Source organism: Ferrimonas sediminicola (genome assembly GCF_005116715.1).
Taxonomy (GTDB): Bacteria; Pseudomonadota; Gammaproteobacteria; order Enterobacterales; family Shewanellaceae; genus Ferrimonas; species Ferrimonas sediminicola.
Map to the genome: position 1 here is coordinate 356,982 of NZ_SWCI01000003.1, position 23,575 is coordinate 380,556.

Consider the following 23,575-nt stretch of genomic DNA (forward strand, 5'->3'; position numbering starts at 1 on the left):
CCTTAATCCCTTGGGGGCAGCCGCAGTGAACAACAAGGATTGGGGAGAGAAAATGAGACGACTGCTGTTAAGTACTGCCGTCCTGTCGGCCCTGGCACTGTCCGGCTGTAATGGCGACAGCTATGAAGAGGACAACAACAAGGCCGATCCTGTCAAACGTTATGCCCGGGTCAGCTTCGACCCCGCCAATGGTGTGGTCCCCCTGCCCAACGATCTTCTTCTGTTGGGTACCCCGGACGGTACCCTGCAGATTCCGGCGGAGGTGGCCGGTGCACCCTATACCGATCCCGAGGCGGCCCTGGGTGCCCTGGACGGCTGGGGCACCACCCAGCCGATCCAGCTGGATATTGACCTGCTTGATGGCGTGACCATCGATGCCGCCAGTGCGTCTGAGCCCGGGGCGGTTCGGCTGTTTGCCGTGACCCTGGGAGGTCAGCTCTCCCCAGATGCCGAGTGCGCCGCCGCCCCCTCCCTGTCCATCTGCAAGATGGGCGAAGAGCTGATCTGGGGGGTGGACTTCATCACCACCGTCAAGGGCGATACCGTCATCGCCCAGCCGCTGAAGCCGTTGGCGGCGACCCAGGGTTATCTGTACGCCACCACCAGCCAGCTGCTGGACTCGGAGGGCCGCTCCCTGGAAGCTTCAGAGACCTACAAGCAGCTGAAGCTGGACATCAATACCAAGCCTCTGCCTGAGGGGACCAGCCGTGATCTGCAGGCGCTGACCAACAACTACCTGGGGGCCCTGGCCAGCGGCCACGGCATCGACCCGGACATCATCACCTACACCGGGGTGTTTACCACCCAGTCGGTGTTTGACGTGCTGGAGACCACCAAACAGCTGCTGGCCTCCCCGGCCCCGGAGCACGCACCCTTCGAACCCAACTGGTCTCAGTTGCCCAGCCCCTCCGGGCGGACGGCCGCCCAGATCCTGGGGCTTCAGCCCGAGATGGGCTTGCCCTACCTGCTGGCAGACGCCACCGATGTTTGGAGTGCCGAGCTGACCCTGCCCTACTATCTGACCACGCCTACGCCCACCAATCCGACCATCTCCAGCACCTGGAACGCCCTGGGCGACAGCCCGGTGGCGGTGCTGCAGGCGCTGCAGGCGGGCACCCTGACCCTGGAGAAGTTCTCCGAGCAGATGGTGGCCTGCGGTCGTGACCCGGTGGCGGCGGTGTCCGATCCCGCCGAGATTGTCGGCTGCACCATCAATCTGGATGACGGCACCCCGTCGGATCCGGCCCGTCACCTGACCCGGTTTAACCCGGTGCCGGCGCCCAAGGGAACTCAGAGGGTGCCGGTGCAGATCACCCTGCCCAACCCGGGCAAGCTGGCGCTGCTGGGCATCGATCTCTCCATGCCCGCCAGCGGCTGGCCCCTGAGCATGGCCCTTCATGGCCTCGCTGGCACCAAGGAGACCACCCTGGCCAATGTAGGCAGCATGACTGCCAATGGCCTGGCCACCATCGCCATCGACCTGCCGCTGCACGGCGCCCGCGGGTTCGATTTTAACGGGGACGGCGTTTATGAGATCAGCGCCACCGATCCCAGCCTGGGGCCAGCCTTCGCCAACGGCAGCGGCCTGGTGTTTGTCAACATCGGCAGCGGCCTGACCACCCGGGACAACTACCGCCAGGCGGTGATCGACAACCTGGCGCTTCGGGCGGCGGTGACCGGCCTGGTGGCCGGTCAGCTGGAGGCGGGTCAGCCCCCACTGTTTGACCTCAAGAAGGTCACCCTGCAGGGGCTGAGTCAGGGGGCCATCACCGGCAGCAAGGTGACCGTCTATGCCAACACCCCCATCGATGGTGTTCCCGCCGGGATGAACCCCTTTACCCTGCAGGCCAGCTCCCTGGCGGCGCCCGCCGGCGGACTGGCGGGCACCTTCGCCGGCAGTCCCGCCTTCAAGCCGGCGCTGATCGACAATCTGGTGGGAGTGATTGCCGAAGAAGCCGGGATTGCCAAGCCCGAGCCCGGTACGCCCGAGTATCAGGCTCTGGCCGCGCAGGCGGAGGCGGAGCTGGTGCCGCCGCTGATGTTCTCCATCCAGACCCAGATCGAGCCGGTGGACCCCATCAACCACGGGGCCGCCCTGGCCGCCACCGGCAGCAAGATCCACCTGATCGAGGTGGTGGGGGATGGTGCCGGCAACCTGCCGGACCAGACTTTGCCACCGGTGATCGAGGGAGCGCCGCTCTCCGGCGGTGAGCCGCTGATCGCCGCCATGGGCCTGGGCTGTATCGACAGCTCGGTTCAGGGGGAGGCCGTCTCCGGTGTGGTGCGCTTCCTCAAGGGACACCACAGCTCGCTGCTGTCGCCCAAAGAGATCCCCGGGGTGACCGACGGCAGCGCCGCCGTCGCCACCGCCGAGATGCAGTCGCAGGTGGCCGCCTTTGCCGCCTCCAATGGCACGGCCCTGCCGGTAAGCAACAGCGCCCTGGTTAAGCCCTGCTCCTGACGGGGACACCGTTACCACAAGGCCCTGCCTCCCGGCTGGGCCTTTTTTTGTGTTTCGGTATAGAATGGGGTCAAACCTCTCTAGGAGTTTGATTTTGGAGTTTTTGTACGAATACGGCCTGTTCCTGGCCAAGGCGGTGACCCTGGTGGGCGCCATCGCCGCGCTGATCATCGTCGCCGCGGTGATGGGGCGTCAGCAGCGCCCCCAGAAGGGAGAGCTGCAGCTGACCAACCTCAGTCATCAGCTGGAGGATTACGAGCACCACCTGGAGGAGCTGCTGCTGAGCAAGGAGCAGTTGAAAGCCAAGGAGAAGGCCCACAAGAAGGAGGAGAAGGCCAAGGCGAAAGAGGCCAAGGACAAGGCCGATGAGCCCCGTGACGGCCGGGTGTTTGTCCTGGACTTCAAGGGGGGGATCGAGGCCAACGAGGTGGCCAGCCTGCGGGAGGAGATCACCGCCCTGCTGACGGTGGCGGAAAAGCAGGACGAGGTACTGGTGCGCCTGGAGAGCGGCGGAGGCGTGGTCCATGGCTATGGCCTGGCCGCCAGTCAGCTGGCCCGCGTCAGGGATGCCGGCATCCCCCTGACCATCGCCGTGGACAAGGTGGCCGCCAGCGGCGGCTACATGATGGCCTGCGTGGCGGACCGTATCGTGGCGGCGCCCTTCTCCATCATCGGCTCCATCGGTGTCATCGCCCAGTTGCCCAACTTCAACCGCCTGCTCAAGCGCAGTCACATCGACTATGAACAGCACACCGCTGGCCAGTTCAAGCGCACCCTGACCCTGTTCGGTGAGAACACCGACGAGGCCAGGGAGAAGTTCAAGGAGGAGCTGGAGGAGACCCACGGCCTGTTCAAGGGATTTATCACCCAGTACCGGCCCGAGCTGGACCTGGACAAGGTGGCCACCGGTGAGCACTGGTTTGCCTCCCAGGCGATGGATCTGGGACTGGTGGATGAGCTGGCCACCTCGGATCACTGGCTGATGCAGAAGGCCAAGGAGAAAGAGGTGTTGAAACTGGCCTATGTGATCAAGAAGAATCTGGCCAACCGTCTGGGTAGGGGGGTGTCCGAGGCCCTGGAAAGCGGGCTGACCAAGCTCAGCGAACTGAACCAGAAGAGCCGCTATTGACCGTCAGGCATAAGCAGGCACAAGAAAGAGGCGCCCCCGGGCGCCTCTTTTTTATAATGGTTACTCCGACTCCTTCGCCGGAGCATCAAACAGGCTGAGCAGCTGATCGCCGGTGAGGCCGGTGGCCAGGCTCTGGTTCTCCCTATCATAGATGGCATCCGCCAGCGCCTGTTTCTGCTGCTGCAGCTCCATCACCCGCTCCTCGATGGTCTGTTCGCAGATCAGCTTGTAGACAAACACCGGCTTGTCCTGGCCGATGCGGTAGGCCCGATCGGTGGCCTGGTTCTCCGCGGCCGGGTTCCACCAGGGGTCGTAGTGGATCACCGTGTCCGCTTGGGTCAGGTTGAGCCCCACGCCCCCCGCCTTCAGTGAGATCAGGAACACCGGCACCTCACCCTGCTGGAAGCGATTGATCGCCTCCTCCCGCTTGCGGGTCTGGCCGGTAAGCTTGCTGTAAGGGATCTCGGCATCCACCAGCCTCTGCTCAATCAGGGCGAGCATCTGGGTGAACTGGGAGAAGATCAGGATGCGCCGGCCATCCTCCAGCATTGAGGGCAGCATCTCCATCAGGAAGTCCAGTTTGGCGGACTCCTGGACTCCCTGGGCCTGCTCCAGGTTCACCAGCTGGGGATCACAGCAGATCTGCCGCAACTTGAGCAGGGCATCGAGAAACTCGATCTGGCTCTTCGCCATCCCCTTGCTCTTGAGCAGCTCTCGCACCCGGGACTCCATCGCCGCCCGCACCCCCTCATACAGCATGCGCTGGGGCGCAGGCAGGGGGATGGTCTGCACCATCTCGGTTTTGGCCGGCAGCTCCTGGGCCACCTGGCTCTTGGTGCGCCGCAGCAGGAAGGGGGCCAGCCGGGACAGTAGCTCGCTCTTGAGCTCGGCGTTGCCCTCCCTCTCTATGGGTTTTCGGTACTGCTGGCTAAACTGGCTTTCGCGCCCCAGGAAGCCTGGCATCACGAAGTCAAACAGGGACCACAGCTCCCCCAGGTGGTTTTCCATGGGGGTGCCGGTGAGACAGAGCCGCTGGCCGGCACTCAGCTGTTTCACCGCCTTGGTGATCTTGGCGCCGGTGCTCTTGATTGCCTGGGCCTCATCCAGAATGGCCAGGGAGAAGTTCAGTTGCCTGAACAGCTCGATGTCCCTGCCCACCAGCCCATAGGTGGTGATCACCAAATCATAGTCATTCAGGGTGTCGAACAGCCCATGGCGGTCCTGGCCATGGAGGATCTGCACCTTGAGATCCGGACAGAAGCGGGCTGCCTCACTGCGCCAGTTGCTGATCAGACTGGTGGGACACACCAGCAGTGCCGGAGCGGTCAGTTGACCCCGCTGTTTCAGGGTCAGCAGGTGGGCCAGGGTTTGCAGGGTCTTGCCCAGCCCCATGTCATCGGCCAGGATGCCGCCGAAGCCGAACTGGTGCAGAAACGCCAGCCAGTTGAGGCCCTGTTGTTGGTAGGGGCGCAGCTGCGCCTGCAGGCCGGCCGGCGGCTCGATCTCCTCGATGCCGGCAAAGTGGTTCAGTTTGTGGGCCAGGGCTCGGATCCGTTCGCCGCCGACCCAGCGGGCGCGGCCCGGCAGGTGCTCCAGCACGGCGGCCTGGTGGGTGGGGAGGCGCACCTTGTCGCCGTCGGCGCTGGAGAGCTCCTCCAGTACCGCCAGCACCGGGCGAATGGCCCGGTTGGCGATCCTCAACGGCATGGCGCCCTCGCGGTGCAGCAGGATGGGATCCTCGTTGCCCCGCCACTGGGAGTTCTGCTCCAGCCAGGTTAGCAGCAGCGGCAGCAGCTCCACCTGGGTCTGGTCGATCTCCACCGACATCCCCAGACTGAACCAGTTGTCTCCCTCCTCGACGTTGAGGTCGAAGGCGGGCACTTCGTGGGGCAGCAGTGGCAGGCTGGGATCGATCTCCAGCCGCCAGCCCTGGCTGTCGATGGCCCCCTGATGCTGACTCAGCAACTTCTGCCAGAACGCCAGGTCGGTGGAGGCGGTGGCCAGCTTCAGGTAGGCAGCCTGTGACTGGGTCGGTGCGTCCAGTCCCGGATGGTCGAACTCTGACAGCTGCATCTGCCGGTACAATTCAAGGGCCCGGGCTTCCCGGTCGATCTCCCGGGTGACCTGCCAGTGACCGCGGTCGTCGGAGAAGCGGCTCTGCTGCGGTCTCTCCACCACCCCGGGGCTGAGTACCAGCTCCCCGTACTCAAACCAGAAGAAGCTGACGATCCCCTCGTCGCTGGGCAGCAGCTTCAGCACCGGAGTGAAAGGGGCGTCGATGGTGTGGTAGTCGGTCTGGATCGGATGGGGCAGGGTGTCCTGGTCAAACTGCTGGGCGATCTGATCGCCAAAGTGCACCGCCTGCTCCCGGGGCAGCGCCGGCAGGCGCTTCAACTGGTGCAGCACCTCGGTGGAAAGTTCGGTCTCCAGCGGGCCGGCGGTGAACTCCTTTAGGTTAATGTACCAGGGGGAGGAGAATGGGACCAGTACCCAGGGTTCACCGCCATCCAGGCTGGAGTGCAGCTGGTACTGGCTGTCCTGTTCCCAGTGGAAACGCAGCCGGCGGGTGGGACCCGGGGAGAGGATCTGGTTAGGCTGGTCCCAGAAGGCCAGGCCGTGTTGCAGCAGCTTCTCGAAAGCGAAACGGTCCAGCTCGCTTTCCAGGTGGGCGTAGCGGTACCAGAGGTTGCCTCGGGTTGCCAGCAGCAGGCGGCTGTAGGTGACCACCTCGTCACTGGCCCAGCCATCCCCCTGGTGGGTGGCCACATTGAACAGCTGTTTAACGGTGAATTTGCTGAATCCGCCTCGCTTCAGTCGTCGACAGTTGCCCACTTCGACGGTTAGCGATTCGCCGGCGGTGGCGTCCCGGGCGATGTTGGGGGCGATCCGGAACAGGCCTTCGAGGGGGGAGTCTGGTTGCGGCTCCGGGGGTTTGGGCGGGTGAATCTGGTTAAACTTCTCCAGCCATGCCTGATACCTGTCCTGATGGCCGTGATGCTGGTCCAGCAGGGTTAGCAGCAATGCCACGGCATGTTTGCACTGCTGTCCTACCGGGCAGTTGCAGAAACTCTCCAGGGAGCAGCGGCTGCCCCTCCTTCGAACCTCGATGCTGGTGTCATACTGGTTGTCCCTTCGCCCCAGGGTGGTGCCGTGCACGGTGCCGCCCCCCGGGCCCAGTTCGGCCTGGAGCACCATCTCCTCTTCGAAATAGCGCTTACCCCTGGCAAAGGTGGCCTCGTCGAAGTTGTTCTCTACATCCTCAAGACGAAATAAAAGCATCAATAATCAAGCCGGGTCACAGAGTGAATCGACCATCTTACCATCGTCGACAAAGCGGGTTAATAGCGTCTAGGCGCAGTTTTCTGTGGTTTGATGGCAACTGCTCAGTGATCGGGCGGTTTGCCCTGCTGCCTCCAAGGCGGGACGCACGCCCCTTCCCCGCCGGCAGCGCCATCCTGATCACCTTCATATTTCAAAAGGGCATCAATATCCACAAATTAATTCTTTTGGGTTATATGAAAGTGCCAAGTTGAATTGTTGATTCTGCTCATCTGACGTTCACTTAGACGCTGAATTAGGCTGACTTAGGATCATAGGATGTCCCCAACCCTGACCCATCTGGATCGCCTCGAGGCCGAGAGCATCCACATCTTCCGCGAGGTGGCGGCGGAGTTTGAGAAGCCGGTGATGCTCTACTCCATTGGCAAGGACTCCTCGGTACTGCTGCACCTGGCGCGCAAGGCATTTTATCCGGGGAAGATCCCCTTCCCGCTGTTGCATGTGGACACCGACTGGAAATTCAAGGAGATGATCGCCTTTCGTGACCGCATGGCCAAAGAGCATGGTTTCGACCTGCTGGTGCACAAGAACCCGCAAGGTCTGGCCATGGGGATCAACCCCTTCGTCCACGGCAGCGCCCTGCACACCGACATCATGAAGACCCAGGGGTTGCGTCAGGCCCTGGACCAGTACGGGTTCGATGCCGCCTTTGGCGGCGCCCGCCGTGACGAGGAGGCCTCCAGGGCCAAGGAGCGGGTCTACTCCTTCCGCGACAGGAATCACAGGTGGGATCCCAAGAACCAGCGCCCAGAGCTGTGGAACCTGTACAACGCCCGGGTCCATCCGGGGGAGAGTATCCGGGTGTTTCCCCTCTCCAACTGGACCGAGCTGGACATCTGGCAATACATCTACCGTGAGCAGATCGAGATCGTCCCCCTCTACCTGGCCAAGCCGCGACCGGTGGTGGAGCGTGATGGCAGCCTGATCATGGTGGATGACGAACGCCTGCCCCTGGAGCCTGGTGAGATCCCGCAGATGCGCAGCGTACGCTTCAGGACTCTGGGCTGTTACCCCCTCACCGGTGCCATCGAATCCGGGGCGGACACCCTGCCGGCCATCATCGAAGAGATGCTGCTGGCCACCACCTCGGAGCGCCAGGGGAGGGTGATCGACCGGGACTCCACCGGCTCGATGGAGAAGAAGAAGATGGAAGGTTATTTCTAAGGCCCACAGGAGAGCAGCATGACCAACAACCCAACCAAGGTGGCGCTCCGGGTGGAGCAGTACCTGAAACAGCACGAGAGCAAGGCGCTGTTGCGCTTCATTACCTGCGGCAGTGTCGATGACGGCAAGAGTACCCTCATCGGCCGGCTGCTGCATGACACCAAGGCGCTGTACGATGACCAGCTGGAGGCGGTGAGCGCCCAGAGCCGCACCCAGGGCACCACCGGTGAGCGCCCGGATCTGGCTCTGCTGGTGGATGGCCTGCAGGCGGAGCGGGAGCAGGGGATCACCATCGATGTGGCCTACCGCTACTTCTCCACCGACAAGCGCAAGTTCATCATCGCCGACACCCCGGGCCATGAGCAGTACACCCGCAACATGGCCACCGGCGCCTCGACGGCGGACCTGGCCATCATCCTGGTGGATGCCCGCTACGGGGTGATGGAGCAGACCCGGCGTCACAGCTTCCTGGTCTCCCTGCTGGGGATTCGCCAGGTGGTGGTGGCCATCAACAAGATGGACCTGAAGGGGTACGACCGGCAGGTGTTTGAGGCCATTGCTGGCCAGTACGCCGAGATGGCTTCCGAGCTGGGATTTGATGAGGTGCACTACCTGCCGATCTCCGCCCTGGAGGGGGACAACGTGGCCGAGTTGTCGCCACGCATGCCCTGGTACCAGGGGCCCTCGCTGCTGGCCCTGCTGGAGCAGGCCCCGGGGGCCGATCGCGCGGCGGATCAGGCGCTGCGCCTGCCGGTGCAGCTGGTGATGCGTCCCAACCTCGACTTCCGTGGCTTTGCCGGCACCCTGGCATCGGGCGCCCTGGCCGTGGGACAGGGGGTCAAGGTGCTGCCCTCGGGCAACGTCGCCAGGGTGACGGGGATTCTCCAGTTTGGCCGCCAGCTGCAGAGTGCGGTGGCGGGGCAGGCGGTGACAGTGACTCTGGACCGAGAGATTGACATCAGCCGCGGAGACTGGCTGGTGAGCGATCAGGATTCGGTCCCCCTCAGCCGGGCGCTTCGGGCCAAGCTGGTGTGGATGGCGGATGACCCCCTGCAGCCCGATCGGGAGTATCGCATCAAACTGGCATCCACCTCCGCCCGCGCCAGGGTTGGGGCGGTGGAGCACCGGGTCGACATCCGCAGTTGGGAAGCGATTGAGGCCGATACCCTGGAACTGAACGACATCGGCCAGGTGGTGATTCAGAGTGACAGGCCCCTGCCGGTGGACCGTTATGGTGAGCTGCGTGACACCGGCGCCTTTATCCTTATCGACCCGGTGACCAATGGCACGGTGGCGGCGGGCATGGTTCAGGAAGCGGCCGAGGATAACGCCCAGGCCACCGGCCAGTACTCCCAGTTTGAGCTTGAGCTCAACGCTCTGATTAGAAAGCACTTTCCACATTGGGATGCCCGGGATATCAGCAAATTTACCGGAGACGGGTCCAACTGATGACCGCAGTCCATGGCCAGCTGCTGGCTCTGGCAGCGTCACTGTTTCTCGGGCTGGTGTTTACCCGCCTGAGGCCGGTGCTGCTGTTTTCCGGCGGCGCCATCGCCCTGGTGATGCTGGGACAGCTGCCGATGGACCGGCTGCTTAACCTGGCGGCCAATCCGGCGGTGATCAGCCTGCTGCTGCTGCTGCTGGCCTCTGCCGGGGTGGAGAAGACCCGGCTGCTTGGCTGGCTCAGTGGCCGGCTGTTTCGGGGCTCCTACCGCAGCACCCTGATGAGAATGGGTGGCGGCACCCTGGCGGCCTCCGCCTTCCTCAACAATACCGCGGTGGTGGCAGCATTGATGGGCAGGGTTCGGTCCAATGCCGATCATCTGCCCTCCCGGCTGCTGCTGCCGCTCTCCTATGCGGCGATCCTCGGGGGGACCCTGACCCTGGTGGGCACCTCCACCAACCTTATCGTCAACAGTTTCCTGCTGGAGGCGGGAAAGCCGGGACTGGCGATGTTTGATTTCCTGCCGGTGGGCCTGGGTGCTGCCGTGGCCGGCCTGGGGCTGATCCTGCTGCTCTCTCCCCTGCTGCCCCACAATCGCCATGACCGCGAGGAGGAGGACCCCTACTTCATCGAAGCCAAGCTGCAGCCGGGCAGCCCGCTGGCGGGGCGGACGGTACAGGAGAATGGTCTGCGTGCCTTGGAGCGGCTCTACCTGGCGGAGGTGGTTCGCCGGCATCAGGTGATCTCGCCGGTGTCTCCTGACACCCGCCTGGAGGAGGGGGACAAGCTGGTGTTCTGTGGCGATGTCAGCCGGGTGACCCTGCTGTCGCAATTCCGGGGGCTGACCCTGTTTGCCGAAGGTCAGGCGCCCCTGGAGCGGCAACTGACCGAGGTGATCGTCAGTCCCACCTCCACCATTCTGGGGCAGACCCTGAAGTCGGCAGAGTTTCGCAGCCGGTTCGATGCGGCGGTGGTGGCGATGCGCCGTCGGGGGGCCCGCTTGTCGGGCAAGCTGGGGCAGATCTCCATCGAGGCGGGGGATGTGTTGGTGCTGGCCACCGGACCTGGTTTCGTACCGTCGCCTCGCCACTTCTTTGTCGTCGGAGACACCCAGCTTCAGGCCCCTCTCAAGCCACTGCAGGAGTGGCTGGCCATCGGCGGTTTCGTGACAGCCCTGGCCCTGAGCGCCCTGGGCTGGGTGGAACTGGTGGCCGCCCTGGCGCTGTTGCTGCTGGTGATGGTCTCGACGGGGATCCTCTCCGCTCAGGAGGTGCGCGCCCGTTTTCCCTTCGAGATCTGGCTCATCATCACCGGCGCCCTGGCGGTAGCCGACAGTGTCGCCCAGTCGGGGTTGGCGTTGCTGGCCTCGGAGCAGCTGCATCGGCTGTTCAACGGACAGGGGGTGCTGGTGGCTTTCGTCGGTGTCTACCTGGTGGCCCTGCTGCTGACCGAGCTGATGACCAACAACGCCGCGGCGGCCCTGAGTCTGCCGCTGGCCCTGGGGCTGGCCGACGCCTTCGGCACCAGCGCCATGCCCTTCGTGATGGCGGTGGCCTATGGCGCCAGTGCCAGCTTCATCAGTCCCTTCAGTTATCAAACCAACCTGATGGTGATGAGCCTGGGTCAGTATCGCCTCAGGGACTACCTGAGGCTTGGGCTGCCTCTGTCGCTGCTCTACAGCGCGGTGGTGCTGACTCTGATCCCCCGTTTTTTCCCATTTTGAGGCAACCATGACGAACAATCTTACCTGGCACAGCCACACGGTAACCCCGCAGCAGCGCAGCCAGCTTAAGGGCCACGGCAGTGCCCTTGTGTGGTTTACCGGGCTCAGCGGCTCCGGCAAGTCTACCCTGGCCAACGCCCTGGAGCGTCGGCTGCTGGATCTCAAGGTGCACAGTTTCCTTTTGGACGGCGACAATGTGCGTCTGGGGCTCAATGGCGATCTCGGCTTCGGCGATGAGGACAGGGTGGAAAACATTCGCCGCATCGGTGAGGTGGGCAAGCTGTTTGTGGCGTCGGGCACCCTGTGTCTGAGTGCCTTCATCTCACCTTTCCGTGAGGACCGGGACAGGGTGCGCGCCGTCTTGGCTCCGGGGCAGTTTATCGAGGTGTTCGTGGACGCTCCCCTGGCGGTGTGTGAACAGCGCGACCCCAAGGGGCTGTATCGCCGGGCCAGGGCAGGCGAGATCGCCCATTTTACCGGCATCGACTCCGATTACGAGGCCCCCGAGCGGCCGGAAATCCACATTCGCAGCGACCAGCTTGACACCGGCGAGGCGGTAGAGAAGATAATTGCCTATCTGCGACGGCATGGAGTACTTCGTCTTTGAGTTCACAATCTTTTAGTGTCGATCAGCGCCGTGCTTTGCTGTTGGAGGTGGAGGCGGTGGCGCTGGAGGCGGGGCGGGCAGCCATGGCTCACTACGGCAACCCTCAGACCCGCTACAAAGGTGATCGCACCCCCCTGACCGAGGCCGATCTGGCCAGCCACAGGGTGCTGGTCGAGGGACTCAGTAGACTGACGCCGGTCCTGCCCATTCTCTCGGAGGAGTCGGGCGTACCCGAGTGGGAGGTGCGACGTCGCTGGAGCCGATACTGGTTGCTGGACCCCATCGATGGCACCAAGGAGTTCATTGCCCGCAACCATGAGTTTACCGTGAACGTTGCCCTGATCGAGGGGGGGCGGCCGGTGTTGGGAGTGGTGGTGGCGCCGGCCCTGGGACAGTGCTTCAGTGGTGGACCGGCACTGGGGGCCTGGCTGAGCCAGGGGGCGGAGAGGGTCGCCCTCTCTGTGGTTTCCAGGGCGGCCGTTCCGCGGGTGGTGTGCAGCCGCTCCCACCCATCGCCGGAGTTGGAAGCCTGGCTGGCTCCCCTGGGGCAGGTGGAGAGGGTGGCCGTCGGCAGTTCGTTGAAGCTGTGCCTGCTGGCCCAGGGCAAGGCCGATCTCTATCCCCGCCTCGGGCCCACCAGCGAGTGGGACATTGCCGCCGCCCATGCGGTATTGATCGGCGCCGGGGGCAGTCTGTCCCAGTTGGATGGTGGTGAGCTGCTCTACAACGCCAAGGCATCGCTGCTGAACCCCCATTTCGTGGCTCGGGGGGCGGAGTAAAGGCAAAAAAAACCACCTCGAATGGAGGTGGCAGGAAAGTATGGAGATGATGATGAAACAAATCTGAGTTCAATTTGTTACATCTGTTCAGAGTCTCCCTGCGCGAGAAAGTTCAAAAAAAAGGGCAAAAAAACTGATCTTTTTTGCTGGTTTTTTGAAAGGTTCTGTTTTGTAGAGGATTTCTAGCATATTTTTTTTGGGCGGTCGCAGACTGTGGCCCGCTCGGTGGCGGCGGGCATTTACCTAGCTTTACGTCCGGGCCGGGACAGGCTTCTTATACTTAGGGGGATATGACCTGTGGAAGGAGGTACCCCATGGGATACTCTGCACTGTTGTGGCTGTTCCCGGCCCTGGCATTGAGCCTGCCCATCGCCGCCAAGCCACCTGAGCACGCCGGCAAGGGGGATCATCGGTGGACCACCGGGGTGAAGGTTGGACCCGGGTATCACCACAAGCACCGGCGTCAGCATCAGCGTCAGAAACGCCACCATTATCGCTCGCCCAGGCTCTATCCTGGTTGGTCGCATCACCATTACCACGCAGGCCCCTATCGGGGGCGTCATTACTATCATCATACCGATCTCTGGGATGTGGCCGCGTTTGCCCTGATTGGCGGCATCACCTACGCCATCATCGACAACCAGTACTATCGGCGCGACGGCGATTATTACCGGCTCACACCGGCTCCGCGGGCGGGAAGCTACCGGGTATTGCCCCCAGCCGGGTCATCCCTGGGTGGTTTTTCCCCGGGCCAGAGGGTCGGCCAGGTGCCGCAACCCAACCGGCTGGTGAAGATCGACGGGGTGCGTTACTGGGTTCACCAGCATTACTGGTTTGCGCCCCTGGCCCAGGACGGATTCGTGGTGATCGAGCCCCCGAACTGAGCCGGGGGGCGGGCGGAGAAAAAAAAGTTGGCGGCCCGGGGAACTATGGTGAGGCACCTCGCTCTATATAGGTGTAACGAATTTGGTTTCATCATCTCCCTAAATTCTTTTGCGCCACCTCTTTGAGGTGGCGTTTTTTTATGGGGGGAGGAGGGGAAATAGCGGGTTGCCCGAGGAACCTTTTTGCGGATGTGGGTTCTATAGATATAACGATTTTGCTTTATCATCTCCCTGAACGTCTTTGCGCCGCCTCCTCGAGGCGGCGTTTTTTTGCGAGGACAGGTTTTTTTGTGAGTACGGGTGGGGGACAGTGGCAGAAAAAATGATTGCCGGATTGAACTCTTCGCTATCGGCCGACTCTATATAGGTGTAACGAATTGAGTTTCATCATCTCCCTGAATATTTTACGCCATCTCATTGAGATGGCGTTTTTTTGTGATCTGCCAACAACGCCACCTCGGCGAGGTGGCACTGGCTTCGGTCGTGGGGTGGGGAGCTACTGAGCGCTTCTGCGTTGTCTCACCGCCTCTGCCAGTGAGTAGAGTACCTTTTCACTGTCCTCCCAGCCGATGCAGGCGTCGGTAATGCTCTGGCCATAGGTCAGAGGCTCGGAGAGGCTGAGATCCTGCCGCCCCTCGACCAGGTGGCTTTCCACCATGACACCAAACAGGTTGAAGTTGCCCTGGGCCACCTGGGCGCAGATGTCGTCACACACCTCGAGTTGTCTCTTAAACTGCTTGCGGCTGTTGGCATGGCTGAAGTCGATCATGATGTTGGCGGGCAGGGCGGCGTCGTGCAACTGCTGGGTGATGGTGGCGACGTCTTGCGCGCTGTAGTTGGGCTCTCTGCCACCTCGCAGGATGATGTGGCAGTCACGATTGCCTGTAGTGGCGACGATGGCGGAATGGCCATACTTGGTCACCGACAGGAAGTGGTGGGGGGCACTGGCGGAGTTGATGGCGTCGATGGCGATCTTGATGGTGCCGTCGGTGCCGTTCTTAAACCCGACCGGGCAGGAGAGGCCGGAGGCCAGCTCGCGGTGCACCTGAGACTCGGTAGTCCTGGCGCCGATGGCGCCCCAGCACATCAGGTCGGCGACATACTGTGGAGTAATCATGTCCAGGAATTCGCCTGCAGTGGGCAACCCCAGCTGGTTCAGATCCAGCAGCAGCTTACGGGCGGTGCGCAGTCCGTCATTGAGACGGAAGCTGTTGTCCAGCATGGGATCATTGATGAGCCCCTTCCAGCCGACGGTGGTGCGAGGCTTCTCGAAGTAGACCCTCATGACAATCTCGAGATCCCCCTTGAGGGTTTCACGCAGCTTGGCCAGTCGTTGACCGTACTCCAGTGCCGCTTCGGGATCGTGAATGGAGCAGGGTCCAATTACCACCAGCATGCGATCATCCTGGCGGTTGAGGATGTTGTGAATGGATTGGCGTGCCTGGTAGACGGTCTCGGCGGCGCGGTCGTCCAGGGGAAATCGTTCCAGAATCGCAATGGGGGGTAGCAGTTCTTTAATTTTGTCGATGCGAACATCATCGGTTTGGTAGTACATAATGCGACTCCAGAAATACGTTTTTAATTAAAAAGATACCTAATCCTATTGAGGGTCCCACATCGACTCTAAATGAGGCCTGGCCCACTAGGCAAGGGAACTATTGCAACTTTTTTCAAAAATCAGTGAACTTTCTGGGATCCGGTGACTCTGAATCAACAGTAAACGCATTTTTACATGCTTGTTTTCATCATCATCTCCTTTCTTTGCTACAGAATTCTTAGTACAGCCACGCCGATTCGGGGTGGCTTTTTTTGTTCTCATTCCGGCGTGGGAGTGGGGGTGCCATCCCGTTGCCACCAGCGGACTGATATACTTGGACCAGAGGCTGGTACCAACGCCGGCTCTCAGCGGCAACCCATTCACAAGGAGGCCGACATGTCCGACTCCCACAATTCCCACCAGGGCCGGTGGTCAGGGTTAGCGCTCTGGCGCCGCAATCGCTTTGCCCCTTCAGACCAAACGTTCTACCCCATCGTGATCGCGGTCATCGTGGCCGTGGTGGTGCTGGGCGTGCTGACCAAGCTGTTATGAGGTGAAGAGGCTCGCCAGAACTCTGTTATGATTCCGATACCTGAATTGGAATAGTGGAACGGCCACCATTGGTTATGCGAATCGGAATTGATCTGGGCGGCACGAAAATCGAAGCGATTGCCCTGGATGAGCAGGGGCAAGAGTTGTGGCGGGAACGCATTGCCACTCCCCAGGGGGATTACCAGGGCATCTTGCTGGGTATCGCCGGCCTGGTACAGCGGGCCGAGGCCAGCCTGACTCTGACCGGCACCCTAGGCGTCGGAATCCCCGGGGTGCTGTCCCCCCACAGTGGCAGGGTCAAAAATGCCAATACCCAATGTCTGAACGGTCAGGCGCTGGACAGGGATCTGTCCCGGATGCTCAACCGTGAGGTGCGCCTGGCCAATGATGCCAACTGTTTTGCGGTGTCGGAAGCGGTGGACGGTGCCGGTCAGGGGAAGCAGCTGGTGTTTGGGGTGATCCTGGGGACCGGATGCGGTGCGGGCATTGCCGCAGGCGAGCGCCCCCTGGTTGGGGCGAACGGGTTGGCCGGTGAGTGGGGGCACAATCCTTTGCCGTGGATGACCCCGGAAGAGTACCCGGGACCAGCCTGCTTTTGCGGCCGTCATGGCTGCATCGAGACCTTTGTCTCCGGGACAGGTTTCAGCCGCCAGTATCGACAACTGACCTCCCACAGCCTGCCAGGCCATGAGATCATCGCCCGGATGCGTCAGGGGGAGCCGGCGGCCAGTCAGGTGTTTGAGCGCTATTGTGATCAACTCAGTCGCGCCCTGGCCCATGTGGTGAACCTGCTCGATCCGGACATCATTGTCCTTGGCGGGGGGATGTCCAACATTGATGAACTCTACCCGGCACTGAACCAGAGGCTGGCCGGTGATGTGCTGGGCCGGGAGTGTGTCACCAAGGTGGTGGCCAACCGCCACGGCGACTCCTCAGGTGTGCGCGGGGCGGCCTGGCTGTGGGGCCGTTGATGCTGGGATTCTGGATTAAGAAGGCGGTTTCAGCGCTACTGCTGCCCATCCCCCTGGCCACCCTGTTGATCCTGGCTGGCCTCTGGTGTCGCCGGCGGCACCCCCGGTTAGGGCGGCCCCTGATAGTGGCCGGGCCCGCCTTGCTGCTGTTCCTCAGCTCCAGCTTTGGGAGCCAGTGGCTGGCTCGGCCGCTGGAGAGGAAATATCCCCTTTGGCGGGATGTGCCGGTCCAAGTGGTCATGGTGCTGGGATCCGGCCATGACTCCTCGGTCAGCCCGTTGCCCCAGCAACGATTGAGCGATACCGCCCTGGCCCGGCTGACCGAGGGGGTGCGCCTAGCCAGGCGCTATCCGCAAGCGAGCCTGGTGTTCAGCGGCTGGCGTGACTTCGACCCCAACGCCCATGCCCAGGTGATGGCGGAGGCGGCAGTGGCCCTGGGGGTGGCCCCAGAGCGGATTGTCACCATTCCCGATGCCTTGGACACGGCCATGGAGGCCAGGCTGCTGCGCCGACGGGTCGGGGCTGCGGAGGTGGCCCTGGTAACCTCCGCCACTCACATGCCCAGGGCGATGCGGCTGTTTCGACAACAGGGGATCAGGGCGAAGCCGGCACCGACCGACTTCATCGGCAGGGAGGGCGCCTGGTGGCGGTTCAGCGCCTCGAATCTCCTGACCTCAGAGCGCGCGCTTCACGAGTACCTTGGGTTGTGTTGGCATCAATTGGCGTCACTGTGGCGTCCCGCTTCGGCTGATGCCACATAAACTCCTGATGAGCCCGGCGCAGTTGGCCGACAATCTGGTCCAGGTCGTCGTTAAATTCGCCCTGGGAGAGTAAAATGTGGAAGCCGCTTCTGTCGGCCAGTTGCTGGCTCAGGTACTGCTGTTGATGAAGCAGATCGGGTTGGGCCAGCAAACCTTCAGTAATGGCGGGAGCGCCAAACTGTCTCAACTGCCCTTGACTGATACGACACCAGCGCCGCAGTTGCCTGGGGCTGAGTTGTTGCCAGACATGGGCATTGGGTTTGAGCCGTATCCCCAGCAGCTGTTGTTCGGCGATGAGGTCGAGGCGCTGAATCTGGTCCCAGCGAATGGGTACCACAGTCTGGTCGATCAGCAGCAGCAGGCCGCGGTCATCGGCAACCAGGCTGTGTCGTCCCTGGCGCAGTTGGGCAAGGGCCACGGCGAGGGCGACCGAGGACAGCAGTACCCAGCCGATGGTGATGGGGTAGAGAGTACCGAAGTTGATCACAAAGCCCACGGCGCTCAGCAGGCTTACCAGGGCCACCAGAAACAGTGGCTGGGCGCAGTGACGACTCTTGGGTGAAAAAGTTAGTACATCCATTCAGAGCCCCTTGCTCTCCCCTGGCGGTTCCGCTCAGGATCAATTCGACGTCACCCTAAGGATAGTCAGGGTTGGACAAAAAGGCAGCGGAGGTCGACGTGGCTTTTTGTCTGAGATTCAGAGACTCTTGCACAGGTGTTTTAGGTAGGTAGGGAACTGCTCCTTGAGCTCGGGGTGACGCAGGCCATATTCCATGTTGGCTTTCAGGAAACCCAGTTTGCTGCCGCAATCGTGACTCTTCTCCTTCATGGCGTAAGCGCGGATCGGTTGCTGGGCGAGCAGCAACTGGATGGCAGCGGTGAGCCGTATCTCGCCGTTGGCTCCCAGAGGCGTTCGGCTCAACTGGGGCCGCATTCGGGCAGGGCTTTTCCACCAGGCCCCTGATGGGAACCGACTCTCCTCTGGAGAGTTCAGCACCATCAATATCGACGATGCCGTAGCTGGAGACCTCGGTTTACGGCAGTGCCTGCACCATGATCTGGCTGACCTGGGTTCGCTCAAAGGCCAGGACCTGCTCTGCCAGATTGTCCCGCTCAGGGGCGGCGGCACGGTCGTTGATCAGGACATCGGGCAGCAGTACGGCGAAGGGTCCCCCTCCCACCAGAGGTCGGACGCTGAGGATGGCATGACCCAGACCTTTGGCTTGGCCCTGGCGTACATGCATGATGGTGCCCCCAGGGACAGGTGGACTGAACTTCCTCCAGTACCGGTTTCTCCAGAGTGGCCTCCAGCTCAAAGCTGGTGTCAAAGTGGTTCTCTATGGAGTTCTGCTGGGGTGGATGACCAGGACGATCTCTTTCAGGCCAGCGCTGATGGCCTCACTGACCACGCTTTGAATCAAGGATTTGTCCACCACCGGCAGCATCTCCTGGGGAGCGCCTTGGTGGCTGGCAAGATACGTGTGCCCAGACCCGCCACGGGAATGGTAACTTTCATTGTTCGCGGATGAGCCATATCGGCCTCAGCGTTGGTTTGCCCTCTGGTTCAAATAGTATGGGACTTACCGGAAATTCTCGACCGGTATGGCCAAAGAGATTGGGGCCAGCGGCACTGGCCCCCGGGCATTACAGCTGCAGGCGGCCGGCATTCCGTTCCAGGGTCTTCTCCCCGATCCCTTTTACCTGGGTCAGCTGGGCCAACTCGGTGAAGGGGCCGTTTTCCTCCCGGTAGGCGACAATGGCTTTGGCTTTACTCAACCCCACCCCCTTCATCCGAGACGCCAACTGCTCGGCTGTGGCGGTATTGATGTTGACCTGGGATTGGCTGGCAGGCAGGGGGTCAGGGATCTCGGCAGCCAGGCCGTAGAGTGGGGTCAGCAGCAGAGCGAGGCTCAGGATCAGATAGTTCAGCATGATGGTCTCTCCTTGGTTTGACAGTGTCCCCTTCACTGGGGACATCTCTGACGTTAGCCCGGAGTTGATGATATCAATGTGATTTCTTGTGATTGTCTCAGGTCATCTTTTGCGTGAATGAGTTAAATGGATGTGATCGTGATCACGCCCGGTCTTTTTGTGGGTGTGAGCAGGATCTCAAATGGGGTTTTTGGGGTAAATAACGAAACCGGCTTCGGAAGGGGCGGGTGAAAGTTTGCGTCATTAGCCTTTAGTCTTAAGGGGCCTTGGTATGCGCCTGCTTCCGCTGAGATGGTGCTTCAATCGGGGTTTCAGTATGGTAATTTCAGCGCCCTTTTTGAGTTGGCTTCGGAAGCGAATTACCGTTTTTGAACGCTTGTTCCCTCACAAATATCCCACTTACTCTAATAAAAAACACACTTGGTTAAAGGGAAATTTATGTCAGAAATCACAGAGTCCCAGGGAACGACGGAGCAGGGGTACCTCAGTTCTCTGATGGACAAGAAGATGATTGTCCTGTTGTGCGATGTGGCGCTGTTTGCAGCGCTTATCGCCTGGTTGCCATTTGCCCCTGAGATCAACAAGGGCCTGGCGATGCTGGTGTGCGTCGCCATCCTGTGGTTAACCGAAGCGATTCACATCAGTGTTACCGCGCTGTTGGTGCCGGTATTGGCCGTGGCACTGGGGATCTTCTCCATGCCCCAGGCGATGGCCAACTTCTCTAACCCGATTATCTTCTTGTTCTTCGGTGGTTTTGTCATGGCTGCGGCATTGCATGCCCAGGGAATTGACAAGTTGATTGCCAGCAAGGTGATCAACATGGCCAAGGGAAGGCTGGCCGTGGCCACGCTGATGCTGTTCTCTGTAACCGCCCTGCTGTCCATGTGGATCAGCAATACCGCCACCGCGGCGATGATGCTGCCACTGGCACTGGGTATGCTGGCTCAGTTGGACCGGGAGAAGAACCACAGGACCTATGTATTTGTCCTGCTGGGGGTGGCCTACAGTGCCAACATTGGTGGTATCGGTACTCTGGTGGGTAGCCCACCCAACGCCATTGCCGCTGCCGAGGTTGGGCTGAGCTTCTTCGAATGGCTGGAGTACGGTATTCCCGTGGTGTTGCTGTTGTGGCCCCTGGCCATTGGCGCGCTCTACTACTTTGTTAAGCCCGATCTCAAGCAGACCTTCAGCTTCCGGCCCAGCGAAGGACGACTGACCGGTCATGCCAAATGCACCTTGGCGGTGTTTGCCCTGACCGTGGCGGCCTGGATCTTCTCCAAACCCCTGAGTCAGGCACTTGGTGGTATCTCCAAGTTCGATACCTTCGTGGCGCTGAGCGCGGTGGGTGCCTTGGGGATCCTGAGGCTGGTCAACTGGAAACAGATTGAGAAGACTACCGACTGGGGCGTATTGCTGCTGTTTGGCGGAGGTTTGACCCTGAGCGGCGTGCTTAAGACCACCGGGACCAGTGTCTTCATGGCTGAGCAGGTCACCAGCCTGTTTGGATCGTCCCACATGGCCCTGTTTGTCCTGGCGACCACGGTGTTTGTGGTGCTGCTGACCGAGTTCGCCAGCAATACCGCCAGTGCAGCGCTGCTGGTGCCGGTATTCGCAACCATCGCAGAGGCGTTGGGGATCTCCTCGGTGATGTTGTCGCTGGTTATCGCCTTCTCGGCCTCCTGTGCCTTCATGCTGCCGGTGGCCACGCCGCCCAACGCCATCGTCTTCGGTGCCGGTTACATCCGCCAGAGTGAGATGATCCGGGCTGGAGTGATGATCAACATCATCGCCATCGCCGTTATCTATGGGCTGTCGCTGGTGCTCTGGTAATCTGGAGGGGCGGACTGTGTAATGCTTGTGCAAACGATCGCATAACGGCTCATGTTCGCCCCTTGCCCCTTGCAACGCTCCGGCGCATCAGTGATAATGCGCCTGCCTTAACGGGCTCATGTCTATGATGCCCCCGGTCCTCTCGCAATGCTAATTCGTTTACCTGGTCAGGCCCGGAAGGGAGCAGCCAAGGCGGGTGACGCATGTGCCGGGATGTGGCTGGGGGCGTCACCATTTATTCCCCTTTATAATCAATAGCTTAGCTGAATTTGACCCTCAGGTGATACACTTGGTGGTACATTTTGCGTGTAAAACAGGCATCAGCTCAGGCTAAGAAACACCCCCATTCGGCGCCCTACCTCTTCCAGTCCAGGCACGGCATCTGGTATGCCCGCGTCGTCGTTCCCAAAGACTCCCCCTTACGCTCTACCAAGTCCGAGATCCGTCAGTCTCTGCGTACCCGCTGTTATCGTGAGGCAGTGCAACGGTCATGGTTGGTGTTGGAGCAACTGACCAGCCATGCAAAGGGAGACGGGACACAGCAGCTTCAGAGCGCTCCTCAGAGCCAATCAGCGCCCTCCGATAAAACACTGGCTGAACCACCCCGGCAAAAGGCGCGGAAGCCACAGGATGACTCTCCCAGGCTGTCAGAGGTTATTAGGCTATTTACCGCAGAGAAACGCAGAGAGGGAGCGTGGCGACCTCATGAGATAGCCCACAATGATTTTGCCTATGGGGAGTTGATTAAGATCGTCGGTGACATACGACTTAGTCAGTTCGATGGCCGAGTGGCGCTGAAGTACAAGCAGCATTTTCTGAATGCTGGGAAGCTGGCGATCCCCACGATCAACAAGCGGATCGGTAAGGTAAAGAACCTCCTGCAATGGGCTGCCCCTTACTACGGCACCCAAAATCCAATGCAGGGGATCACCCTGAAGCAGAAGAGACACGTAAGGGACCAGAGAAAGGCCGTCAGCGATGATATGGTGCGGCGGTTGCTGATTGCAGCAAGGGGCCAGGAGAAGTACGAGAAAACGCCTTTTAAGCGCTGGTTGCCCTTCTTGGGAGCCTACACAGGGGCGCGTATCGCAGAACTGGCACAGCTCTATCTCGACGACCTCAAGTTGATTGACGGCTACCCGTGCATCCACATTCAGGCTACACAGCCATACCAGTCACTGAAAACGCCGTCTAGCGAACGAATCATCCCGATTCACCCACGGCTCATTGAAGAGGGGTTCCTAGTGTTCGCAGAAGCTCGGAGAACTGCAGGTCATACTCGCTTGTTCCCTGAGATCCCTGCCGGTAATAGACGGGGCTTCGGTCACAAGCCGTCGCTATGGTTTACCAAGTTCAGGGCAAAGCTGGGTTGGGGTGAAAGGGAGACCTTCCACAGCTTGCGACATACCGTAGTGACAAAGCTAAAACGAGGGGGCTTTAGCAGTGAACTGGTTGCTGGGTTGGTGGGGCACAGTCATGGCTCTATCACGTTTGATAGGTACGGGAAGGAGTACAGAGTAAAGGATCTGATTTCGCTCATAAGAGCCATCGACTATGACTTGGATAAGACCGAAGCTGAGCAAAAAACCAACAAAAGCTTGTCAGAGATCGGTGATATTGCCATGTTAGATAGGTTGTAATTCTTTGATGGTGGGCATGTTTTGCTCACTTCGCATGTATTAACGTACACGGAAGTACTGACGAACATCACATGGAGAGAAGCATGGCTATGGATTTCATAGAGCGCTTGGAGGCCCTGGCTAAGAAGCTGGAGCAAGTGAAAGAAACGTTGGCCACTGAGGAAGCCACCAAGAATGCCTTGGTGATGCCATTCCTTCACTCAGTGCTTGGCTATGACGTCTTCGACCCCACAGAGGTCATTCCGGAGTTTACAGCCGATACAGGAACCAAGAAGGGGGAGAAAGTTGACTATGCCCTGATGAAGGACGGAGAGGTTCAGATCCTGATCGAGTGTAAGAAATATGGTGAACAGCTAACTTCCAAACATGCTAGTCAGCTATTCAGGTATTTCTCTGTTACTAGGGCACGTCTAGCTATTCTAACTAATGGTGCTCAGTACGAGTTTTATACTGATCTGGATGCTCCGAATAAGATGGACGAAAAGCCGTTCCTGACACTGGACCTTGAAGACATCGATGAACACGCGGTGCCTGAGGTTAAGAAGCTTACCAAGTCCTCCTTTGATGTGGAATCCGTTGTGGGTGCCGCAGGAGAATTGAAGTACCTGAATCAGATCAAAAAGCTACTGTCCGAACAGTTCAAGGATCCAGAAGAGGACTTCGTCCGCTTCTTTGCAAGCCGTGTTTACTCAGGATGTAGTGGTCAAGTAAAACTGGCCACGGTTTTATGAGCAAACCAGAACTGTCGTTCTGATTCATTCGGAGTCAGTCCACCGTTGTATTGGTGGGGTCTGTGATTGCTGTAATAGCTCACAATGTAAT

General features: G+C 60.5%; 18 protein-coding genes, 1 other RNA gene and 1 pseudogene. 15 read left to right on the forward strand and 5 right to left on the reverse strand.

Going from position 1 to position 23,575, the window contains the following annotated elements; translation table 11 throughout:
* Positions 1-52 precede the first annotated feature (52 nt).
* Together FCL40_RS07510 and sohB are read left to right on the forward strand one after the other, a co-directional pair.
* Positions 53-2,461, forward strand: coding sequence for a VolA/Pla-1 family phospholipase (locus FCL40_RS07510; protein ID WP_136852536.1), 2,409 nt, complete (start codon positions 53-55; stop codon positions 2,459-2,461).
* Positions 2,462-2,555: 94 nt separating this feature from the next.
* Positions 2,556-3,590: a protease SohB gene (gene sohB, locus FCL40_RS07515; RefSeq protein ID WP_136852537.1), complete on the forward strand. Its 1,035-nt coding sequence runs from the start codon at positions 2,556-2,558 to the stop codon at positions 3,588-3,590.
* 60 nt (positions 3,591-3,650) lie between these two features.
* Here sohB and FCL40_RS07520 read toward each other — a convergent pair whose 3' ends face one another.
* A complete protein-coding gene (locus FCL40_RS07520) occupies positions 3,651-6,869 on the reverse strand; it encodes a DEAD/DEAH box helicase (RefSeq protein WP_136852538.1) in 3,219 nt (1,072 codons plus the stop codon).
* A 318-nt stretch (positions 6,870-7,187) separates the two neighbouring features.
* Between FCL40_RS07520 and cysD the strand changes: the two genes are divergently transcribed.
* The 6 genes from cysD (at position 7,188) to FCL40_RS07550 (ending at position 13,530) form a co-directional block, all read left to right on the forward strand.
* Positions 7,188-8,093 carry a sulfate adenylyltransferase subunit CysD gene (gene cysD, locus FCL40_RS07525; protein ID WP_136852539.1) on the forward strand — a complete coding sequence of 302 codons (906 nt, stop codon included), beginning with the start codon at positions 7,188-7,190 and terminating at the stop codon, positions 8,091-8,093.
* Positions 8,094-8,111: 18 nt separating this feature from the next.
* On the forward strand, positions 8,112-9,542 hold the full coding sequence (gene cysN, locus FCL40_RS07530; RefSeq protein WP_136852540.1) for a sulfate adenylyltransferase subunit CysN: 1,431 nt from the start codon (positions 8,112-8,114) through the stop codon (positions 9,540-9,542).
* Positions 9,542-11,260, forward strand: coding sequence for an SLC13 family permease (locus FCL40_RS07535; RefSeq protein WP_136852541.1), 1,719 nt, complete (start codon positions 9,542-9,544; stop codon positions 11,258-11,260). The genes cysN and FCL40_RS07535 overlap by 1 nt, the downstream gene beginning before the upstream one ends.
* 7 nt (positions 11,261-11,267) lie before the next feature.
* The gene (gene cysC / locus FCL40_RS07540; RefSeq protein WP_136852542.1) at positions 11,268-11,867 is read left to right on the forward strand and encodes an adenylyl-sulfate kinase; all 600 of its coding nucleotides are present in this window, start codon (positions 11,268-11,270) and stop codon (positions 11,865-11,867) included.
* Positions 11,864-12,646, forward strand: a complete 783-nt coding sequence (cysQ, locus tag FCL40_RS07545; protein ID WP_229360289.1) for a 3'(2'),5'-bisphosphate nucleotidase CysQ — start codon at positions 11,864-11,866, stop codon at positions 12,644-12,646. The genes cysC and cysQ overlap by 4 nt, the downstream gene beginning before the upstream one ends.
* A gap of 314 nt (positions 12,647-12,960) precedes the next feature.
* Complete coding sequence (locus FCL40_RS07550) at positions 12,961-13,530, forward strand: hypothetical protein (RefSeq protein ID WP_136852543.1); 570 nt, start codon at positions 12,961-12,963, stop codon at positions 13,528-13,530.
* Positions 13,531-14,026: 496 nt separating this feature from the next.
* On the opposite strand, the gene aroG is transcribed toward FCL40_RS07550, so the two are convergent.
* A complete protein-coding gene (gene aroG / locus FCL40_RS07555) occupies positions 14,027-15,085 on the reverse strand; it encodes a 3-deoxy-7-phosphoheptulonate synthase AroG (RefSeq protein WP_136852544.1) in 1,059 nt (352 codons plus the stop codon).
* Positions 15,086-15,463: 378 nt separating this feature from the next.
* Here aroG and FCL40_RS18575 point away from each other — a divergent pair, with 378 nt between their 5' ends.
* From FCL40_RS18575 to FCL40_RS07565, 3 genes are all read left to right on the forward strand, one after another.
* Positions 15,464-15,619 carry a hypothetical protein gene (locus FCL40_RS18575; RefSeq protein WP_169307037.1) on the forward strand — a complete coding sequence of 52 codons (156 nt, stop codon included), beginning with the start codon at positions 15,464-15,466 and terminating at the stop codon, positions 15,617-15,619.
* Positions 15,620-15,693: 74 nt separating this feature from the next.
* Positions 15,694-16,590, forward strand: coding sequence for a fructokinase (gene mak, locus FCL40_RS07560; protein ID WP_136852545.1), 897 nt, complete (start codon positions 15,694-15,696; stop codon positions 16,588-16,590).
* Positions 16,590-17,351: a YdcF family protein gene (locus tag FCL40_RS07565; protein ID WP_136852546.1), complete on the forward strand. Its 762-nt coding sequence runs from the start codon at positions 16,590-16,592 to the stop codon at positions 17,349-17,351. The genes mak and FCL40_RS07565 overlap by 1 nt, the downstream gene beginning before the upstream one ends.
* On the opposite strand, the gene FCL40_RS07570 is transcribed toward FCL40_RS07565, so the two are convergent.
* The 3 genes and pseudogenes from FCL40_RS07570 to FCL40_RS07580 all read right to left on the reverse strand — a co-directional run bounded on the left by FCL40_RS07570 (position 17,242) and on the right by FCL40_RS07580 (position 19,283).
* A complete protein-coding gene (locus tag FCL40_RS07570; protein WP_136852547.1) occupies positions 17,242-17,931 on the reverse strand; it encodes a hypothetical protein in 690 nt (229 codons plus the stop codon). The two genes, FCL40_RS07565 and FCL40_RS07570, sit on opposite strands and share 110 nt — an antisense overlap.
* A 117-nt stretch (positions 17,932-18,048) precedes the next feature.
* Positions 18,049-18,867: pseudogene (locus FCL40_RS07575) on the reverse strand (UTP--glucose-1-phosphate uridylyltransferase).
* Between the two features lie 128 nt (positions 18,868-18,995).
* Positions 18,996-19,283: a ComEA family DNA-binding protein gene (locus tag FCL40_RS07580; protein WP_169307038.1), complete on the reverse strand. Its 288-nt coding sequence runs from the start codon at positions 19,281-19,283 to the stop codon at positions 18,996-18,998.
* Positions 19,284-19,778: 495 nt separating this feature from the next.
* Here FCL40_RS07580 and FCL40_RS07585 point away from each other — a divergent pair, with 495 nt between their 5' ends.
* From FCL40_RS07585 to FCL40_RS07600, 4 genes are all read left to right on the forward strand, one after another.
* Positions 19,779-21,113, forward strand: coding sequence for a DASS family sodium-coupled anion symporter (locus FCL40_RS07585; protein ID WP_229360291.1), 1,335 nt, complete (start codon positions 19,779-19,781; stop codon positions 21,111-21,113).
* A 131-nt stretch (positions 21,114-21,244) separates the two neighbouring features.
* Positions 21,245-21,341, forward strand: an RNA gene (gene ffs / locus FCL40_RS07590) — signal recognition particle sRNA small type.
* Between the two features lie 74 nt (positions 21,342-21,415).
* Entirely contained in the window at positions 21,416-22,753 is a 1,338-nt protein-coding gene (locus FCL40_RS07595; protein ID WP_324614068.1) for a site-specific integrase, read from the forward strand.
* Positions 22,754-22,836: 83 nt separating this feature from the next.
* The gene (locus tag FCL40_RS07600; RefSeq protein WP_229360290.1) at positions 22,837-23,484 is read left to right on the forward strand and encodes a type I restriction endonuclease; all 648 of its coding nucleotides are present in this window, start codon (positions 22,837-22,839) and stop codon (positions 23,482-23,484) included.
* Positions 23,485-23,575: the final 91 nt, after the last annotated feature.

Coding starts and splice junctions, on each gene's coding strand:
- FCL40_RS18575 (WP_169307037.1), top strand. CDS start 15,464: ATGTCCGACTCCCACAATTCCCACCAGGGCCGGTGGTCAGGGTTAGCG.
- FCL40_RS07585 (WP_229360291.1), top strand. CDS start 19,779: ATGGACAAGAAGATGATTGTCCTGTTGTGCGATGTGGCGCTGTTTGCA.
- aroG (WP_136852544.1), bottom strand. CDS start 15,085: ATGTACTACCAAACCGATGATGTTCGCATCGACAAAATTAAAGAACTG.
- FCL40_RS07565 (WP_136852546.1), top strand. CDS start 16,590: ATGCTGGGATTCTGGATTAAGAAGGCGGTTTCAGCGCTACTGCTGCCC.
- FCL40_RS07570 (WP_136852547.1), bottom strand. CDS start 17,931: ATGGATGTACTAACTTTTTCACCCAAGAGTCGTCACTGCGCCCAGCCA.
- cysN (WP_136852540.1), top strand. CDS start 8,112: ATGACCAACAACCCAACCAAGGTGGCGCTCCGGGTGGAGCAGTACCTG.
- cysD (WP_136852539.1), top strand. CDS start 7,188: ATGTCCCCAACCCTGACCCATCTGGATCGCCTCGAGGCCGAGAGCATC.
- FCL40_RS07580 (WP_169307038.1), bottom strand. CDS start 19,283: ATGCTGAACTATCTGATCCTGAGCCTCGCTCTGCTGCTGACCCCACTC.
- FCL40_RS07550 (WP_136852543.1), top strand. CDS start 12,961: ATGGGATACTCTGCACTGTTGTGGCTGTTCCCGGCCCTGGCATTGAGC.
- FCL40_RS07535 (WP_136852541.1), top strand. CDS start 9,542: ATGACCGCAGTCCATGGCCAGCTGCTGGCTCTGGCAGCGTCACTGTTT.
- FCL40_RS07600 (WP_229360290.1), top strand. CDS start 22,837: ATGGCTATGGATTTCATAGAGCGCTTGGAGGCCCTGGCTAAGAAGCTG.
- mak (WP_136852545.1), top strand. CDS start 15,694: ATGCGAATCGGAATTGATCTGGGCGGCACGAAAATCGAAGCGATTGCC.
- cysC (WP_136852542.1), top strand. CDS start 11,268: ATGACGAACAATCTTACCTGGCACAGCCACACGGTAACCCCGCAGCAG.
- FCL40_RS07510 (WP_136852536.1), top strand. CDS start 53: ATGAGACGACTGCTGTTAAGTACTGCCGTCCTGTCGGCCCTGGCACTG.
- FCL40_RS07520 (WP_136852538.1), bottom strand. CDS start 6,869: ATGCTTTTATTTCGTCTTGAGGATGTAGAGAACAACTTCGACGAGGCC.